This is a genomic window from Pseudomonas sp. SIMBA_041, from assembly GCF_046535095.1.
GTDB lineage: Bacteria > Pseudomonadota > Gammaproteobacteria > Pseudomonadales > Pseudomonadaceae > Aquipseudomonas > Aquipseudomonas mucoides.
In genome coordinates, this window is the sequence record NZ_JAWRXJ010000010.1 from 242,988 (window position 1) to 258,950 (window position 15,963).

Annotated in this window: 19 protein-coding genes; 5 read left to right on the forward strand and 14 right to left on the reverse strand. The window is 58.2% G+C overall.

Annotated elements, in window-relative coordinates; translation table 11 throughout:
* Window positions 1-103: 103 nt before the first annotated feature.
* The 11 genes from SB725_RS23860 to SB725_RS23910 form a co-directional block, all read right to left on the reverse strand.
* Entirely contained in the window at window positions 104-1,387 is a 1,284-nt protein-coding gene (locus SB725_RS23860; RefSeq protein WP_410922652.1) for an NAD(P)/FAD-dependent oxidoreductase, read from the reverse strand.
* A 67-nt stretch (window positions 1,388-1,454) separates the two neighbouring features.
* The gene (locus SB725_RS23865) at window positions 1,455-2,288 is read right to left on the reverse strand and encodes a transporter substrate-binding domain-containing protein (protein ID WP_027924558.1); all 834 of its coding nucleotides are present in this window, start codon (window positions 2,286-2,288) and stop codon (window positions 1,455-1,457) included.
* Between the two features lie 47 nt (window positions 2,289-2,335).
* Complete coding sequence (locus tag SB725_RS23870) at window positions 2,336-3,064, reverse strand: amino acid ABC transporter ATP-binding protein (protein ID WP_032833571.1); 729 nt, start codon at window positions 3,062-3,064, stop codon at window positions 2,336-2,338.
* 69 nt (window positions 3,065-3,133) lie between these two features.
* A complete protein-coding gene (locus tag SB725_RS23875) occupies window positions 3,134-4,108 on the reverse strand; it encodes an amino acid ABC transporter permease (RefSeq protein WP_027924560.1) in 975 nt (324 codons plus the stop codon).
* A 128-nt stretch (window positions 4,109-4,236) separates the two neighbouring features.
* A complete protein-coding gene (locus SB725_RS23880) occupies window positions 4,237-5,487 on the reverse strand; it encodes an aspartate aminotransferase family protein (protein WP_410922653.1) in 1,251 nt (416 codons plus the stop codon).
* A 121-nt stretch (window positions 5,488-5,608) separates the two neighbouring features.
* Complete coding sequence (locus SB725_RS23885; protein WP_027924562.1) at window positions 5,609-5,947, reverse strand: HopJ type III effector protein; 339 nt, start codon at window positions 5,945-5,947, stop codon at window positions 5,609-5,611.
* Window positions 5,940-6,236 (reverse strand): DUF1244 domain-containing protein, encoded by a 297-nt coding sequence (locus tag SB725_RS23890; protein ID WP_007944633.1) that lies wholly within the window; start codon window positions 6,234-6,236, stop codon window positions 5,940-5,942. The genes SB725_RS23885 and SB725_RS23890 overlap by 8 nt, the downstream gene beginning before the upstream one ends.
* 97 nt (window positions 6,237-6,333) lie before the next feature.
* The gene (gene folX / locus SB725_RS23895) at window positions 6,334-6,705 is read right to left on the reverse strand and encodes a dihydroneopterin triphosphate 2'-epimerase (RefSeq protein ID WP_027924563.1); all 372 of its coding nucleotides are present in this window, start codon (window positions 6,703-6,705) and stop codon (window positions 6,334-6,336) included.
* Window positions 6,705-7,283: a GTP cyclohydrolase I FolE gene (folE, locus tag SB725_RS23900; RefSeq protein ID WP_027924564.1), complete on the reverse strand. Its 579-nt coding sequence runs from the start codon at window positions 7,281-7,283 to the stop codon at window positions 6,705-6,707. The genes folX and folE overlap by 1 nt, the downstream gene beginning before the upstream one ends.
* Window positions 7,284-7,304: 21 nt before the next feature.
* Window positions 7,305-8,015 carry a dihydromonapterin reductase gene (folM, locus tag SB725_RS23905; protein ID WP_410922654.1) on the reverse strand — a complete coding sequence of 237 codons (711 nt, stop codon included), beginning with the start codon at window positions 8,013-8,015 and terminating at the stop codon, window positions 7,305-7,307.
* A 71-nt stretch (window positions 8,016-8,086) separates the two neighbouring features.
* Window positions 8,087-8,656: an antibiotic biosynthesis monooxygenase gene (locus tag SB725_RS23910; protein WP_027924566.1), complete on the reverse strand. Its 570-nt coding sequence runs from the start codon at window positions 8,654-8,656 to the stop codon at window positions 8,087-8,089.
* Between the two features lie 173 nt (window positions 8,657-8,829).
* Here SB725_RS23910 and SB725_RS23915 point away from each other — a divergent pair, with 173 nt between their 5' ends.
* The gene (locus SB725_RS23915) at window positions 8,830-9,828 is read left to right on the forward strand and encodes a MerR family transcriptional regulator (RefSeq protein ID WP_032833574.1); all 999 of its coding nucleotides are present in this window, start codon (window positions 8,830-8,832) and stop codon (window positions 9,826-9,828) included.
* A 3-nt stretch (window positions 9,829-9,831) separates the two neighbouring features.
* Here SB725_RS23915 and SB725_RS23920 read toward each other — a convergent pair whose 3' ends face one another.
* On the reverse strand, window positions 9,832-10,437 hold the full coding sequence (locus SB725_RS23920; protein ID WP_027924568.1) for a hypothetical protein: 606 nt from the start codon (window positions 10,435-10,437) through the stop codon (window positions 9,832-9,834).
* A 54-nt stretch (window positions 10,438-10,491) separates the two neighbouring features.
* Window positions 10,492-10,968 carry a PAS domain-containing protein gene (locus tag SB725_RS23925; protein WP_059181604.1) on the reverse strand — a complete coding sequence of 159 codons (477 nt, stop codon included), beginning with the start codon at window positions 10,966-10,968 and terminating at the stop codon, window positions 10,492-10,494.
* A gap of 101 nt (window positions 10,969-11,069) precedes the next feature.
* On the opposite strand from SB725_RS23925, the gene SB725_RS23930 reads away from it, so the two are divergent.
* The 4 genes from SB725_RS23930 (at window position 11,070) to SB725_RS23945 (ending at window position 14,435) form a co-directional block, all read left to right on the forward strand.
* Window positions 11,070-11,522 carry a flavodoxin gene (locus SB725_RS23930; protein ID WP_059181603.1) on the forward strand — a complete coding sequence of 151 codons (453 nt, stop codon included), beginning with the start codon at window positions 11,070-11,072 and terminating at the stop codon, window positions 11,520-11,522.
* Window positions 11,523-11,727: 205 nt separating this feature from the next.
* The gene (locus tag SB725_RS23935; protein WP_059181602.1) at window positions 11,728-12,510 is read left to right on the forward strand and encodes a class II aldolase/adducin family protein; all 783 of its coding nucleotides are present in this window, start codon (window positions 11,728-11,730) and stop codon (window positions 12,508-12,510) included.
* Window positions 12,510-13,412, forward strand: coding sequence for an alpha/beta fold hydrolase (locus SB725_RS23940; RefSeq protein WP_027924572.1), 903 nt, complete (start codon window positions 12,510-12,512; stop codon window positions 13,410-13,412). Before SB725_RS23935 ends, SB725_RS23940 begins: the two co-directional genes overlap by 1 nt.
* Window positions 13,413-13,523: 111 nt before the next feature.
* The gene (locus SB725_RS23945; protein ID WP_059181601.1) at window positions 13,524-14,435 is read left to right on the forward strand and encodes an SDR family oxidoreductase; all 912 of its coding nucleotides are present in this window, start codon (window positions 13,524-13,526) and stop codon (window positions 14,433-14,435) included.
* A gap of 65 nt (window positions 14,436-14,500) precedes the next feature.
* Here the strand turns inward: SB725_RS23945 and SB725_RS23950 are convergent, their stop codons facing one another.
* Window positions 14,501-15,268 (reverse strand): N-acetylmuramoyl-L-alanine amidase, encoded by a 768-nt coding sequence (locus tag SB725_RS23950; RefSeq protein ID WP_027924574.1) that lies wholly within the window; start codon window positions 15,266-15,268, stop codon window positions 14,501-14,503.
* Window positions 15,269-15,963: the final 695 nt, after the last annotated feature.

Here is a 15,963-nt window from a genome sequence, read left to right on the forward strand (position 1 = left end):
AGGAGTGAGCCTGCTCGCGATAGCGGTGTTTCAGTCGACATCAATGTTGAATGATCGATGTCATCGCAAGCAAGTTCGCTCCCACAGGCGGGGCGTCAGACCTTCAGCCTTTGAGCCGCTCCTGAACGAAATCCATCACTTTCAGCGATTGATAGATCGCATTGGCGGCCACGCGCCCGAACGGCCCGCCATTCCAGTCCAGCAGGTAAGGCTTGAACAACTCATACCGCTTCGTTTCCCCGCACACCGCCTCGGCAATCACCCGCCCACCAATCGAGCCGGTATTCAGACCGTGACCGCCAAATGAAGTACAGGCCCAAACACCCGGTTCCAATAACCCCAGGTTGGGCATTTTATTGGTGGAGTAACCCATCAGACCGGACCAGGCCAATTCGATCTTTACCGGTGCCAGTTGCGGGTAGACCGACACCATGTCGGCCTTGAGCATCGCCGCCAGGGCTTGCTCGTTCTGTTCGTTGCGGGTCGTGATCCGTCCACCCCAGAGGAGGCGATCGCCTTCGACGATGCGATAGTAGTCAGACGCGCGGCGGTCATCGGAAAAAGCCGCGCCGGAATCGAGGACGTTTTTGATCGAGTCGCCCAGGTGTTCGGTTAACACCACATAGGTGGCGATGGGCAGGTACGCGCGGCAGAGCTTTTGCAACTCGGCGCCGCCATAACCGCCGGCGCAGAACACCAGGTCCTTGCAGCACACGGTGCCATGCCCGGTCTTGATGATGTTGTCGCTGCCTTCACGGTGCCAGGCGAGCATCTTCGATTGCTCGAAAATCCTGCTTCCAGCCGTTTCGATGGCCAGGGCCAGGCCCAGGCAATAATTGAGCGGGTGGAAATGCATGGCGTTCGGGTCTTCGACACCCTGGAAATAGCGCAACGTGTGTGCCCGTTCGCGGATTTGCGCGGTGTCGAGAAAGTTGAGTTCATACCCGAAATCGCGGCGCATGGCGTCAATGTGGCTTTTCACGCCGGCACCGTCGTCGTAGCGCTTGACCCGAATCGTGCCGGCGGACGGCGTGCAACCGCTCAGGGCCAATTCAGCGATGTTGCGGCGGACAATCTCCACGCCTTCGACCGACATCTGGAACAGCGCCCTGGCGTGTTCCAGCCCAAGTTTCTTGCGAATCGCGCCAGACCCTTCCGCCCAGCCCGGCGAGACCACGCCGCCATTGCGTCCAGACGCGCCCCAAGCGACCTGATGGGCTTCGAGGATGATCACGCGCTTGCCGCGGCGGGTCAGCTCAAGGGCCGCCGTGAGGCCGGCGATGCCGGCACCGATGATGCACACGTCGCAGGTTTCGTCCGTGTTCAATTCAGACCTGGCTGGGCGGGGCAGCGAGGTCCGGGAATACCAGGTGTTGGGGAAGGACATGGTCAATCCTTGAAGAGTCGGTTCTCTGTGGGAGTGAGCCTGCTTGCTCCCACAGAAAGGGGGGCGTTTACTTGATGGTCGAGTAGTCGACGCCGTACCACTTGTCCGACAGCTTGGTCAGCGTGCCGTCCTTGTGCATTTCGCCGATGATTTCACCCAGCTTGGCCTTCAACTCCGGGTCACCCTTGTCGGTGGCAACGGCCAACGGTTCGTAAAACACCACACCGTTGTCGACGGCGCGCAACGGATAACCCTTCTTGACGGCGGCATCCAGCGTGCTGCGTTGCGTGAGGATCGCATCCAGTCGGGTACCGTCGCCCAGGCGCAGGTCGTCGAGTGGGCCGACGGAGCCGGAGTAAGTCTTCATTTTCTCGGTTTTGACGTCGTAGACAACGGGCGGCACGTCGGTGGTTTCGATGGCCAGCGCCTGGCTGAAATAATCCTCGGACGTGGTGCCGCCTTCGACGCCGATGGTTTTGCCATTGAGGGCTTTGTGGTCGGTGACCGTGGATTTGTTGTGCACTGCAAACACATAGGGAACGTAGTAATAGGTGCCCGGGAAATCGAGAATCCGCGCACGACTTTTGGTCGCCGTCATCGAGCCCACAGACACGTCCCAGCGGCCATTCCACTTGCCTGCGGTAATCACGTCCCAGTCGGGTGTGATGAATTTGGCCTCGACGCCGAGACGCTTGGCGATCTCTTTGGAAACATCAATGTCAAAACCGTCGATTTCGTTTTTGTCATTGATAAACCCCTGCGGTGGCCAGGTCGCCGAGGTGGCGACGGTCATCGTCTTGCTGCTCTGGATCTTGTCCAGCACGGCGCCGGCATTGGCGACGCCGACAAACAACAGTGACAGGGAGGCTGCGAGGGTGATTGCGCGTTTTCTACTGAGCATGTCCATCTCCACTTTTCGTTATTGTTATGCGGGGGGTAAAGCGCTTCTCAGTGACCGATGATTTGCGACAGGAATTTCTGCGCGCGTTCGGTCTGCGGGTTGTTGAAAAACTCGGCCGGGGTGGCTTGTTCGATGACCTGGCCCTGGTCCATGAACAACACACGGTCCGCGACTTTGCTGGCGAAGCCCATCTCGTGGGTCACACAGATCATGGTCATGCCGTCGGTGGCCAGTTCGCTCATGACGTCCAGCACTTCATGGACCATTTCCGGGTCCAGTGCGGAGGTCGGTTCGTCAAACAGCATCACTTTGGGATTCATGCACAGCGCCCGCGCAATGGCCACGCGTTGCTGCTGACCGCCGGACAGTTGCGACGGATATTTGTGCGCGTGTTCGGCAATGCGCACGCGTTCGAGGTAAAGCTGTGCGCGTTTTTTCGCCTCGGCAGACGACACGCCTTGCACCAGTTGCGGGGCCAGGGTCAGGTTGTCCATCACACTCAAGTGCGGGAACAGGTTGAAGCTCTGAAACACCATGCCGATTTCGCTGCGCACGGCGCTGACACTTTCCGCTTCGCTGGTGAGGGTGATGCCATTGACCTGGATGTGGCCTTTCTGGAAATTTTCCAGGTGGTTGATGCAGCGGATCATTGTCGACTTGCCCGAACCCGACGGTCCGCACACCACCAGGATTTCGCCAGTGGCGACTGTCAGGTCAACATCGCGCAAGGCGTGAAAATTGCCGTACCACTTGTTCAGGCCGGTGATCGAAATCATTGAAGGACCGGGATTTACAGTCGCAGCCAGGTGAAGCTGTTCAGCGGTATTGGTTCGAGTCATCACGTATCAGCCCCTTGCCGTGGAACGGTTGACCCGTTTTTCGATCCGCGCCTGCACCCGTTCGAGAATGAACGACAGCGCCCAGTAAATCATTGCCGCAGTAATCAGCATCTCCAGGTGGCGGAAGTCTGCACGGCCCTGGGTCTTGGCCAGGTACATCAGTTCCCAGACACCGATCACCGACACCAGCGAACTGTCCTTGAGCATGGCGATGAATTGATTGCCGGTCGGTGGAATGATCACCCGCAAGGCCTGGGGCATGATCACGCGGCTGAGGGTTTTGAACGGGCTGATGTTCAGCGCTCGTGACGCTTCCCACTGACCGACCGGAATGCTCTGGATACCGGCACGGAAAATTTCGGTCATGTAGGCGCCGTAGCACAGCGACAGCGCCAGAATGCCGGCCGGCACGGCGTCAACCACATAGCCGAGTTGCGGCAGACCCAGGTAAATCAGGTAGATCTGAATCAGCAGCGGTACGCCACGAAAGAACGAGGTGTAGAACGACGCGAGCGCATTGGCCAGGCCGTTGTTCGACAGCTTCGCCACCGCGCCGATCAACGCCAGTACAAACGCGATCACAATGGCCACGGCAGAGATGTACAAGGTGGTGGCGGCGCCCTGGATGATGAGGAAACCGACCTTGTCGAGAATGAAACTGTAGGAGAGATCGAAGGTGTCGAAGAATGCCAGAAACAGAATCAGCAACTCGACCCACACCACCGTGGTTTGTACCTTGAACTTCAACCGCCCGAGCACATGGAAGTTCAGCGTGCCCAGTGCAGCGATGCCCAGGCCAATGGCAATGTTGCGAGCGGTCAGGCTGTCCGGGGCATTGCCCAGCAGCGGTTGCAGAAAATGACTGAGGGCGCTGTTACCCAGGTTCATCAGGTAGGAGCCAAGAAACAGCACCACGGCTACGCCGAGCAGGAATTGAGGATCGTTAGACTTTTTCTTATAAATTATATTGTCGTGATACATGACTGCCTCGGTTTGTAGGTGGTGACGATCTCGCTAGGTAAAGGGGGTTTTGGTCAGTATTGCGACGCGAATTCAGGGACAACAAGCGACCATAATTCGCTATGTCAGTCCCTGAGCTCATTTTGCTGTCAGGACAGTTTCGCGAGGCAGGCCTCAAGGATGTCCAGCCCTTCCTCGAGCACGGAGGCTTCGGTGGTCAGCGGTGCCAGCAGGCGGATGATGTGGCGCGACTTGCCGCTGGGCATCAGCAGCAAGCCTGCCTCTCGTGCCAACGCCAGCAATTGCGTCAACTGGGCCGGCGCCGGTGTGCCGTCGGCATGGGCCAACTCGATGCCGCGCATCGCGCCAATACCGGTCAAGCGCCCCAGATACGGTGAAAGTTTGCTGGCGCGCCAGGCTTGATATCGGCTGACGATCGCTTCTTCCTGCTGCGCGCCCCAGGCTCGCAGGTTGGTATCCGTCATTTCATCCAGCGTCGCCAACCCGGCAGCGCAGGCGATGGGATTGCCCGAGTAAGTGCCGCCCAGACCGCCCTTGGGCAACGTGTCGAGCAATGCCTTGCGCCCGACCACCGCGCCCAGCGGCACGCCGCCGGCAATGCTTTTGCCCAGCAGGATCAGGTCTGGCTCAATGCCCAGCCGCGAAAACGCAAAACGCTCGCCGGTGCGGCCGAAGCCGGACTGGATTTCATCGGCGATCAGCAGGATGTTCTTTTCATCGCAGAACGTGCGCAGCGCTTGGGCGAACTCCACGTCCATCGCGAGGAAGCCTGCTTCACCCTGCACCGGTTCAACGATGAAGCAGGCCACGTCTTCAACATCGATTTCGACGCTGAACAGTCGGTCCATGGCCTTCAGCGCTTCGGCGCAGGTCACGCCGTTGTCCTTGCTCGGGTAGGGCAAGTGAAACACCGGACCGGGCAGCACGCCGACTTTCTGTTTGTAGGGGGCGACCTTGCCATTGAGGTTGAGGGTGGCGAGGGTGCGGCCGTGGAAGGCGCCGTCGAAGGCGATCACGGCGGTGCGCCCGGTGGCGCCACGGACGATCTTCAGGGCGTTTTCCGCTGCTTCCGCGCCGCTGTTGGTGAGCATGCCGCTGACCGGGTAATCCACCGGAATGAACGCGCTCAGACGCTCCATCAGTTCGAGGTAGGGCACATGCGGGGCGGCGTTGAACGCGTAGTGGGTCAGGCGGGTGGCTTGTTCGCGAATGGCCTCGACGATGCGCGGGTGGCAATGGCCGAGATTCAGTACGCCGATGCCACCGACGAAGTCGATGTAGCGTTTGCCATCGGTGTCCCAGACCTCGGCATTTTTGCCGTGGCTGAGCGTGACAGGATGAACGATGTTGATCGACCGGCTGATGGATTCGCTGCTCATGGATGACCGACTCTGAAGAAGGGATGCTTCTTTTTATCTAAGCCGTGAGCAGCGGTTTGGGGCAAACGAAATAAAGTGGCCGGGTCAATCTTAAAAGTCGGGATGTGCAGTCAGGCGTGAATCAGCGGCGAGTGAGCGGTTGCTGAGTGAACTTCACACCAGCCAGCCCATGAGCAATCAGCGCGCGGATATTGCCGTGGTCGCTGCCTTCAGGCGTTGCCACCACCGAGCGGTAATGCTCGCCAAACGCCAGCAGCGCTTCTTCATCGCTCAAGCCCTCCAGCAGCGCCAGACCCAGGGTTTTGCACGAACCTTCGTTCTGACCGGCTGCGTTTTCCACACCACCGTTGTTGAAGGCCTGTGGCTGATAGTCGTAACCGGCGGCGATGAAGGCCAGGGTGTCGGCAAAGGCGTGTTCGCCACTCTTGAGGCTGGCGCGCAGGGTGTTCAAATCACTCATTGGGTTTTCCTTTGGCGAACGCCGCTTGTTGTTCGGCGCTGGCTTCTTGCTGGTATTGGGCTTTCCATTCGGCGTACGGCATGCCGTACACCACTTCGCGGGCGTCATCGAGGCTGACGTCGATCTGGCGTTCGTCGGCGGCGGCCTTGTACCACTTGGACAGGCAGTTGCGGCAGAAACCGGAGAGGTTCATCAGGTCAATGTTCTGCACATCCTTGCGGCTGTCCAGATGCGCTACCAGTCGGCGAAAGGCGGCGGCTTCAAGTTCCAGGCGTTGTTGATCGGTCATGGGGGCCTCTGCGAGGCAGCTTCAAGCGGCAAGCTTCAAGCTGCAAGATGGATTGCGGTGGCTTGTAGCTTAACGCCTGAAGCTTGAAGCTTGAAGCTTAGCGGCTTGCCGCGAGCGTAATCGACACCGACTCGGCGAATCGCAGGGCGTGAGGTTTATCGACTTCAACCTCGGCGTACAGCACCGACGTGTTGGCCATGACCAGATCGAGGATTTCCTGGGTCAGGCGTTCCAGCAGGGCAAAGCGATTGCCTTCAACGTGGGCGATGATTGCCTTGGTGATGGTGCGGTAGTTCAGCGCGTGATCGATGTCGTTGTCGCGCACTGCTTCCTGGGCCGCATACAGGATGGTCAGGTTGATCAGCACATCCTGCTTGTTGAGGATTTCATCCTCGTTGATTCCGATGTAAGTCCGCAGGCACAGGTCCTTGACCCGGATGCGTGCCATGCCTGGTTGAAGTTGTGGCATTACGACGTGCTCCGTCCAATCAATTGCAGGAACTCCTGGCGGGTGTTGCTCGACTCGCGAAAGGCGCCGAGCATCACCGAGGTGTTCATGGTTGAATTCTGTTTCTCGACACCGCGCATCATCATGCACATGTGTTTGGCTTCGATGACCACCGCGACGCCTGCCGCGCCGGTCACCTGTTGCACCGCATCGGCAATTTGCCGGGTGAGGTTTTCCTGGATTTGCAGGCGCCGGGCGAACATGTCCACCAGTCGCGCAATTTTCGACAGGCCCAGCACCTTGCCCGTTGGAATATAAGCCACATGGGCCTTGCCGATGAAGGGCAGCAGGTGATGTTCGCAGAGCGAGTACAGCTCGATGTTGTCGACGATGACCATTTCATCGTTGTCAGAGGCGAACAGCGCACCATTGACGATCTCTTCAACACTTTGTTCGTAACCATGGCAGAGGTACTGCATGGCTTTGGCTGCGCGCACCGGGGTGTCGATCAGGCCTTCGCGATCCGGGTTTTCACCAAGACCGATGAGGATCTCGCGGTAGCTTTGGGACAGTGCGTTCTGGGGCAGGATCAGCGTCATGGAACATCCTCGCGGGGCATCTTATTTGAGGTGCCTTCCGCCATTGACGGTCAGGGTGGTGCCGGTGACATAAGGGTTGTCGAGCAAGTAGCGCAGGCTCTGGTAGATCACTTCGCTGCCAGGTTCGATGCCCAGCGCGGACTTGGCCAGTGCCTTGGCGCGGTAAGCCGCGTCGTCCTCGGGGTTGAACATTAGCAGGGCGGGCGCGATACCGTTGACCTTGATTGTCGGCGCATATTTCGCGGCGAAGGACAGGGTCAGGCTGTCGAGCCCGGCTTTGCTGGCGCAGTAGCCGATGTGCCGTCTGCTGCCCTTGCGGGTCACGTCATCGCTGATGTGCACAATGTCCGCCGGGTGCGAGCGTTGCAGCAAGTCGGCACAGTGCAGGTTGATCAGGTAAGGCGCAAGCATGTGCACGCTGAACATGCGGGTGAAGGCAGCGGCGTCGTTGTCCGGTGTTTCGCTCAGCCATTCGGAGGCGTTATGGACAATCGCCCGCAGGCTGTCAGTGTGGGTTTTCAGCTCGCTGATGAACGCCAGGATCCCTGCTTCAGTGGAAAAGTCGGCAAACACAGCGAGAGCGCCCAGATCGCGCAATGCCTGGACGCCCGGGCGTTCGCTGCGGTAGCTGAAGATCACCCGTTGGCCGTCTTTGATCAAACGCTGCGCACAGTGCAGGCCGACACGCTGGCCGGCACCGGTGATGAGGATTGGGGCTGCGGAAGAGGTCATGAACGGCTCGCGTCGCGGTAAGAGCAAAACTATACCAGCGACGGGAGGCGTGTACCTATGTTGGTGACGGCTTAGCGGTTCTGTGTGGAAGGCTGGACAGTCAATGGCCGTGCCGGTGTGCTATTCAGCCAGTTGGCCAGCAGGCGGGTCGACAACGGAATGAAGAAGTAGACCATCAACGGCGTCAGGCACAGCGTGCTGACAAGCACCCGTGGCAGCAGGCTCACTTCGTTCAGCAAAGGCCCCAGGATAAAGTTGAACAACAGGGACACTGGAAAGAACGCCAGCCAGATCGCTACCGCCTGTTTCCAGCGGGGCGGGCGCTGACCGACCGCGCCGAACCAGCCCTCGATCCCGCTGACGCGATGTTCCGTCTTGTGGGCAAACAGGTCACTGCCGCGTGCCAGCCAGGCTGTGCGCGACGCAGAGTGTTCCCAGGCGTGCATGGTCTGCTCATCGGCAAAGCGGAAAATAATCTGGAATTCGTCATCGTCGGGCGGCGGAGCGAGCACGCCAGAGCCCAGATAACCGGGAAAATCGGTGGCCAGTTGCTCGCCTTCGCGCAACCAGGCCATCAGGTCTTGATAGCGCCCTTCGGCCACGCGGCGCGCAACCATCAGGGTGACGGGTGAGGTAGACATCATGTATCTCCGTGAACGTTTGCGGTACACCGGGTAGGCGTTTCGCCAGGCACAGCACCGGGGTGGTGGGCTGCGACTTGAGACAAGCAAGGATTATTCCTGATTATGGCCAAGCCCCCAACATTGTTTGTCGTTAATAAATGCCTTGAAAAGTCCGGGAGGGGGAGGGTTAAATGGGATCCAATTTGACCAGGGATGTCGATTTTCTGATGCCGGTACTGACTGACGATACATCTACTACCGCGCAGGTGAAGCTTTCCATTGAGCAGGAAGAGCTATTTCCAATTCGAGAGGTAGCGCGTCTGACGGGGATCAACCCGGTTACGCTGCGTGCCTGGGAGCGGCGTTATGGTCTGATCCAGCCTTTGCGCACCGAAAGTGGGCATCGCTTGTACTCGATGGCCGATATCGAGCGCGTTCGTAGCATTCTCGACTGGGTCGAGCGCGGCGTCGCAGTCAGCAAGGTTGGCAAGATCCTCGCCAAGATCGAACCGCTCAAGGCGCTGGCGCAGATCATTCCCAACGAACTCGTTCAGGCTGACTACACCCAATGGCAGGAACAAGTCCTGGCCGCGGTGAAGGCCTTTGACGAGTTGCAGTTGGAGCAGGTTTATGGGCAGATCTTCTCCAGTTACCCGCTCTCAGTGGTGTTCGAGGACATTTTGCTGCCGCTCTGGAAGCAATTGCTGCACCACCATGAAGCCTTCGGCCTGACCAGCAAGTGGCTTTTTCTGGACGGCTTTCTACGTTCTCGCGTGTTGCAAAGGCTGCTGCTGGTGCGTGTCATGCAGCCACGTCGAATCATCGTCTGTGCATTGGCCGACCAGGCCCGTGAGCTGGAAGTCCTGATCACCGCGCTGTACTTGAGCAGTGTCGATTCGGCGATTCAGGTGCTGGCGATTGGTCAGCCCTTCGACGAGTTGACCCTGATCTGTGAGCGGGTCAAACCCCAGGCGTTGGTGTTGGTGTCCAATCACGCGCCGACCGCAGAATTGCCCCGGCGGCTAAATCGCCTGGCTATGAGCCTGGATTGTCGATTGTTGCTCGCCGGCGACACGTCGGAACTGGCTCAGGAAAGCCTGGCCGGGTCATCGATCGGTTGTCTGGGGAATGAGGGGACGGTGATGCGCCAGCGTCTGAAACAGTTCCTGGCGGGAAATCTGGATACCTGAGATTCAGATATGTAGGGCGGGGTGTGTCAGGCGATGTTGCTGAAGGATGTACTGGCGCAGACGTTCGGTTTCGTCCTTGTCAGACTGGCTCAACTCGTAGGCGTAAAAGCCCTGTTCGGTTTCACGCTCAAAGCTGCCGCGCAATGCAATCCGTTCATAGCCGGACGGGCTGAACCACAAGGCAAAATGCTTGGGTGGCTTGGTCTTGTTGCGGACTTCCAGCAAAACCCCTTTGCACGACACTTCATGCACATACATCGTGCCTGGCTGGCCTTTGGCGTTTTCCAGCGCCACCGGTTCTTCCAGGACCAAGCGCCAAGGACGGACCATTGGCCCGTCTTCGTAAATGCTTGGCACACCCAGACGCAAATGCAGCGCATGAAACTCGTCTTCCACCAGGTGGAGGGGGAAGGTCATTTGCTGGTTTTCGAAATTGGCCTGGATGGTGACTTGCTCATGAGCGGCGAGGCGCGTGAGCAAATCACGTATCTGCGAACCACCGTTGACGAGCAGGCTCGACGTCGCATCCCGCACATTGAGCTGCGGGTTGTGTTGCATGGTCTGGATGAAATCCAGCTCATCCTGAGTGAGGAGTGCGTCGCGCTGCATGGCTTGCTCGAAAGGTATAGTTACAAAGTCATTGGTGATTGTAGTTAATGACACTTAATTCGCAGTTTTGTTTGCGCCGTTCGTCGCTTTCAGCGCAGATAGTTCGGCGAGCGCCTCGGCCAACTGTGATTCCAGTTGCGCCACGCGCTGCTGTGCTTTGACTTGCGTCGTGACGTCCTTCTGCACACCGACGAAATAAGTCTGCCCGTCGTTCGGGTCTTTCACTGTCGATAGCGAGAGTTCATTCCAGAAAGGCGTGCCGTCCTTGCGGTAGTTCCTGAGGATTTCCCGGCAGGATCCTTCCTTGTTCAATGCGTCGCGTATGGTTGGAAGCGCTTCCTGATCCCGGTCGCCCGACTGCAAGAAACGACAATCCTGATAGAGGATTTCTTCGCTGGTGTAACCCGTCAGTCGTTCGAACGCCGGGTTGACGTAAATCAGGATCTTGTCCTGCTCGCCTTCCTTTTCGGCGATCACGATGCCGTCGTTGGAAGCGTTGATCACCATTTGCAGCAGTTGAGCATTGATCATCGGAGAGTCCTTTCCGGTTTGAGGGTGTGTTGCATTCTAAAAGAACAATGCAGGTCCTGCTGTTAATATCCGGTCTTTCACTCAGTTTCAGGATCAGATTGATGAAAGTCGCCATTATTTCCGGCTCGGTGTACGGCACGGCTGAAGAAGTCGCCCGTCACGCCGCAAAAATTTTGAACGCTGCCGGTCACGAAACCCTGCACAACCCGCGCGCGTCACTGGCCGATGTCCTGGCTTTCGAACCGCAAGCGTTTCTGGCGGTGACGTCGACCACCGGCATGGGTGAATTGCCGGACAACCTGCAACCGTTGTATTCGATGATTCGCGATCAACTGCCCGGCGCCTGGCGCGGCCTGCCGGGAGCGGTCATCGCCTTGGGCGATGCGAGCTATGGCGATACGTTCTGTGGCGGCGGCGAACAAATGCACGAATTGTTCGGTGAGCTGGGGCTGCATGAAGTACTTCCGATGCTGCGTCTGGACGCCAGCGAAACAGTGACCCCGGAAACCGATGCCGAGCCCTGGCTCGAAGAATTGGTCAGCGCTTTGCGCTGAAGATGAGGCTCGTCATACTTCTGACGAGGCAACTGAGTCTGTTCGCTACAGGGTTACTGGCGTCGGTCCTTTGACATGGATCCAGACTCATTGCGCCGCTGACTCGCTAGGCCATCAAGCTGGCTGCCAATGCAACTACACGAAAACCGGGGGCTGACTAGACTGCTGTGACGACAGCAGAACAATAAGAACAGGAGGTCTTGCCGTGAATGTTGCTCCCGTCCAGTCACCCCACAGTGTCAAAGGTCAGGTCAGTGCCGCCGAGTGGCAAACTCGCGTCGATCTGGCGGCCTGTTATCGTTTGGTCGCCGCGCATGGCTGGGACGATCTGATCTTTACGCACATCTCGGCCAAGGTGCCGGGCACCGAAGATTTTCTGATCAACCCGTTCGGGCTGATGTTTCACGAAATCACCGCGTCAAGCCTGGTCAAGGTCGATCAGGCCGGCAACAAGTTGATGGACAGTCCTTACGAGATCAACCCGGCGGGTTACACCATTCACAGCGCCGTGCATGAAGTTCGCCACGATGTGGTGTGCGTACTGCACACCCACACCGCGGCGGGTGTTGCAGTCTCGGCGCAAAAACAGGGCATTCTGCCGATCAGTCAGCAATCCTTGTTTGTCCTGTCCAGCCTGGCTTACCACGCGTATGAAGGCGTGGCGCTGAACCATGAAGAGAAGGCACGCCTGCAAGCCGACCTCGGTGAAAACAATTTCCTGATGCTGCACAACCACGGTTTGCTGACCTGTGGTGGCACCATCGCCGATACGTTTCTGATGATGTTTACCTTCCAGCGCGCCTGCGATATTCAGGTGCTGGCGCAGAATGGCGGCGCCGAATTGATCGCCATCCAACCGCAGATTCTGGCGGGCGCCAAGGCGATGATCGCCGGCGTGACCAAAAGTGCTCAAGGGATGGGTGGCGCGCTGGCCTGGCCGGCGCTGCTACGTAAACTCGATCAACAAGACCCGGGTTATAAACTCTAATGCCACTCGCCGAGATCCCCCTGTGTGTCTGGCGCAAACGCGGCCAGACGTTCGTATTCCGTGGCCAGACCATTCGCTATTGGACGGCCGGGCAGGGTGAGCCGCTGTTGCTCATTCATGGCTTTCCGACTGCCAGTTGGGATTGGCATTACTTGTGGCAGCCACTGGCGCAACGCTATCGAGTGATTGCCTGCGACATGCTCGGTTTCGGCGACTCTGCCAAACCGGTGGACCACGAATACAGCCTGCTCGAACAGGCGGACTTGCAACAGGCGTTGCTGGCGCATTTGAGTGTCACCCAACCGGTGCACGTGCTGGCTCACGACTATGGCGACAGCGTGGCGCAGGAACTGTTGGCCCGGCATTACGAAACCCGCATTCACCTCGCCAGTTGTGTGTTCCTCAACGGTGGCCTGTTTCCCGAAACCCATCGTCCGCTGCTGGCGCAAAAGCTGCTGCTCAGCCCCTTGGGCTGGATGATTGGCCGCGCCTTCACGCGTGACGCGCTGGTGAAGAGTTTTCGGCAGATTTTCGGGCGGATGACCCGGCCGACTGAAAGTGAGATGGATGATTTCTGGGGGCTGGTCGAGAGCAATCACGGCCCACGAATCATGCACAAGCTCATTACCTATATCCCGGAGCGGCGAGTCCATCGCGATCGTTGGGTCGACGCCATGCAGCGCGGTGAAGTGCCGTTGCGTGTCATTGATGGCGAGGTCGACCCCATTTCCGGTGCACACATGGTCGCGCGCTATCGGGAGCTGATCCCCAATCCGGACACGGTTCTGCTGGCCGAGATTGGCCATTACCCACAGACTGAAGCGCCGGTGCAGGTGCTCAAGCACTATCTGGAGTTTCGTGATCGGCTGATTTTGCCGCCGCGCAGGTTCGCGTACTCCTGATTATCCCCCTGCCTTATCGGGCACCATTCAGCCTCACCCCTATTCATTGTGACCCGCAGCGCCGTGCCTGACACTCGGGCTTATTGTCCCTGGCCTGCTGGAGTTCTCCCCATGAATGAGTCTGTGCGCTTCGAAGATAAAGTCGTGATCGTCACCGGTGCAGGCGGCGGCCTGGGCCGGGCACACGCGCTGCTGTTCGCCAAACAGGGCGCCAAAGTGCTGGTCAACGATCTCGGCGGCTCGGCGCAAGGTGAGGGTGCCAACGCGTCCGCAGCAGATCGCGTGGTCGCCGAGATTCGTGAGGCTGGCGGTATCGCCGAAGCCAACCATGATTCGGTTACCGACGGCGACAAAATCGTCCAGCACGCGCTCGATGTTTTCGGCCGTGTCGATGTGGTGGTCAACAACGCCGGGATCCTGCGCGACAAAACTTTCCACAAGATGGATGACGCCGACTGGGACCTGGTTTACCGCGTCCACGTCGAAGGCGCCTACAAAGTCACCCGCGCCGCCTGGCCGCACATGCGCGAGCAAAACTATGGCCGCGTGATCTTCACCGCGTCGACCTCGGGCATCTATGGCAATTTCGGCCAGTCCAACTACGGCATGGCCAAACTCGGCCTCTACGGCCTGACTCGCACCCTCGCTATTGAAGGGCGCAAGAACAACATTTTGGTCAACGCCATCGCTCCGACTGGCGGCACGCGCATGACCGAAGGCCTCATCCCGCCGCAAGTGTTCGAACAACTCAAACCGGAACTGGTCAGCCCGCTGGTGGTGTACCTGGCCAGTGAAAACTGCAAGGAGACTTCCGGTTTGTTTGAAGTCGGTGGCGGCTGGATGGGCAAGGTGCGCTGGGAACGCAGCCTCGGTGCCGGGTTCGATCCGCGGGTGGGGTTCTCGCCGGAGGATGTAGCGGCGCAGTGGGAGCAGATTTGTGATTTCGAGGGCGCGGCGCATCCTAAGGACAATATTGAAGCGCTGAAGGAAATGATGGGAAATTTGCAGAAGTATTCGCTTTGATGGAGGCCAGCAAGGTCACTGTTGATGACCTTGCTGGTGCTTAGTGTTCGGAGCTGCAGCGATAATCAAGGAAAGTACTTGCGAACCAATGCGGCCAGATTCGCCGCCGTTTGCACGTCCATGATTCCGTCGTATGTTTGAGGGCGAAAGTGCAACTGAAAGGCTCGAACCAGTTGCATGAAGCCTTGATCGGTAGACGCATTTGAAACGTCATAGCCATAGGTTTTGAACTGCTTGAGCAATTCGGTTCGGGCTGGAATGCCGGTTTCGTTGTATTGCTGAAGATAGGCGTCGCGGGTGGTATCGTCGAACCAGGCACCAATGCCTTTCAAGTACAGGGCCTGCCAGGGAAACTTCGGCCCTGGGTCACTCTTGCGGCCGACCGCAACGTCAGAGTGGCCCAAGACGTGGGTCGGGCGGATATCCGGATAGCGCTCAAGAATGTTCAGCGCCAGATCTTCAATCGCAGCAATTTGTTCTGGCTGATACGGCGGGAAATTGAACACCCCTTGGCTGAATGTCGCCAGGTTAACGATTTCGACACCGATAGACGTGTCGTTCAGGTTGCTGCGGTTACCCCACTGACTGACACCCGCATGCCAGGCACGTTTGGTTTCGTCGACGAGGCTGAAGACTTCCTGCCCGGTGTAGCCGGCGTTCAAGTAACTCGGATCGGTGATGTCCGGAACCAGATAATGTGCGCTGACATTCGGGCCGGTCAATGCATTGACCGAACTGGAGAAGTTGCCGGCCGTGTAGTGAAAAATCAGAAAACGTACGCGGCTGTTGGAACTCTGGGTGGCGTGGTGTTTGTTGTAGATGACGGGTTTCATGAAAAAACGGCTCTTGGTTAAATTGAAGTCAGCCGTAGTTAGTATTGATGGCTGAGCTGTAATTAACCTTAATAGCTGTTGCGCTTCGCGTGTTTACTGAGTCCTGTAGTCGCTTTCCGAAGTCTGTGTAGGGGGTCGATAAATAGAGTTGAACTGCCACCGATAGCCGCGCACTCGATTAGCGAAAAGGTATATAGAGAACTGTCTGCAACTCTGCTCGTTTGTCAGTCTACTAATCTTGGAATGTCGCCCATAAAAAAGGCCGCTGCAAACGCAGCGGCCAAGTAAGACGTTGGATCAGGAGCTACAAATCAACGTCTGTGTACACGGGGCGATCAATCGAAAAAGCGTCGATTCATCTGGATTCTGTCGCCGATGGCGTGGGTTGATCACACGCCATGGCTTCGTGCTGTCCGGCGGTTCACCGTGAAAGCCCGGCAAGAATAAGCCGTTGAGCTCAAAGGAAAAATAGCGATTCGCGACATGCAGTGTTGCAGCCTGAGTAACAGTCCCGGCTGGCCACACCCAGGTAGCAGCTGCCTCGCGTTGCTCCGCAGCTGCTACAGGTCGGTGGTCGCCAGGCCCATGCGTCTGACTGATAACCCTCCATCCAGCCCATCGATGCCCGGCGCAAAGCCGCGGCCCGTCTGGCCATTCATCCTTTAGAGGTACACCGCGAATACCTCCTTGGTGCG

What these genes read in the sequence shown, in the direction of transcription:
- folX (WP_027924563.1), bottom strand. Translation starts at nt 6,705, where the DNA reads ATGCCACAACTTCAACCAGGCATGGCACGCATCCGGGTCAAGGACCTG.
- SB725_RS23910 (WP_027924566.1), bottom strand. Translation starts at nt 8,656, where the DNA reads ATGTCTACCTCACCCGTCACCCTGATGGTTGCGCGCCGCGTGGCCGAA.
- folE (WP_027924564.1), bottom strand. Translation starts at nt 7,283, where the DNA reads ATGACGCTGATCCTGCCCCAGAACGCACTGTCCCAAAGCTACCGCGAG.
- SB725_RS23880 (WP_410922653.1), bottom strand. Translation starts at nt 5,487, where the DNA reads ATGAGCAGCGAATCCATCAGCCGGTCGATCAACATCGTTCATCCTGTC.
- SB725_RS23865 (WP_027924558.1), bottom strand. Translation starts at nt 2,288, where the DNA reads ATGCTCAGTAGAAAACGCGCAATCACCCTCGCAGCCTCCCTGTCACTG.
- SB725_RS23925 (WP_059181604.1), bottom strand. Translation starts at nt 10,968, where the DNA reads ATGATCAATGCTCAACTGCTGCAAATGGTGATCAACGCTTCCAACGAC.
- SB725_RS23870 (WP_032833571.1), bottom strand. Translation starts at nt 3,064, where the DNA reads ATGATTTCGATCACCGGCCTGAACAAGTGGTACGGCAATTTTCACGCC.
- SB725_RS23885 (WP_027924562.1), bottom strand. Translation starts at nt 5,947, where the DNA reads ATGAGTGATTTGAACACCCTGCGCGCCAGCCTCAAGAGTGGCGAACAC.
- SB725_RS23930 (WP_059181603.1), top strand. Translation starts at nt 11,070, where the DNA reads ATGAAAGTCGCCATTATTTCCGGCTCGGTGTACGGCACGGCTGAAGAA.
- SB725_RS23920 (WP_027924568.1), bottom strand. Translation starts at nt 10,437, where the DNA reads ATGCAGCGCGACGCACTCCTCACTCAGGATGAGCTGGATTTCATCCAG.
- SB725_RS23890 (WP_007944633.1), bottom strand. Translation starts at nt 6,236, where the DNA reads ATGACCGATCAACAACGCCTGGAACTTGAAGCCGCCGCCTTTCGCCGA.
- SB725_RS23950 (WP_027924574.1), bottom strand. Translation starts at nt 15,268, where the DNA reads ATGAAACCCGTCATCTACAACAAACACCACGCCACCCAGAGTTCCAAC.
- folM (WP_410922654.1), bottom strand. Translation starts at nt 8,015, where the DNA reads ATGACCTCTTCCGCAGCCCCAATCCTCATCACCGGTGCCGGCCAGCGT.
- SB725_RS23945 (WP_059181601.1), top strand. Translation starts at nt 13,524, where the DNA reads ATGAATGAGTCTGTGCGCTTCGAAGATAAAGTCGTGATCGTCACCGGT.
- SB725_RS23940 (WP_027924572.1), top strand. Translation starts at nt 12,510, where the DNA reads ATGCCACTCGCCGAGATCCCCCTGTGTGTCTGGCGCAAACGCGGCCAG.
- SB725_RS23875 (WP_027924560.1), bottom strand. Translation starts at nt 4,108, where the DNA reads ATGTATCACGACAATATAATTTATAAGAAAAAGTCTAACGATCCTCAA.
- SB725_RS23860 (WP_410922652.1), bottom strand. Translation starts at nt 1,387, where the DNA reads ATGTCCTTCCCCAACACCTGGTATTCCCGGACCTCGCTGCCCCGCCCA.
- SB725_RS23915 (WP_032833574.1), top strand. Translation starts at nt 8,830, where the DNA reads ATGGGATCCAATTTGACCAGGGATGTCGATTTTCTGATGCCGGTACTG.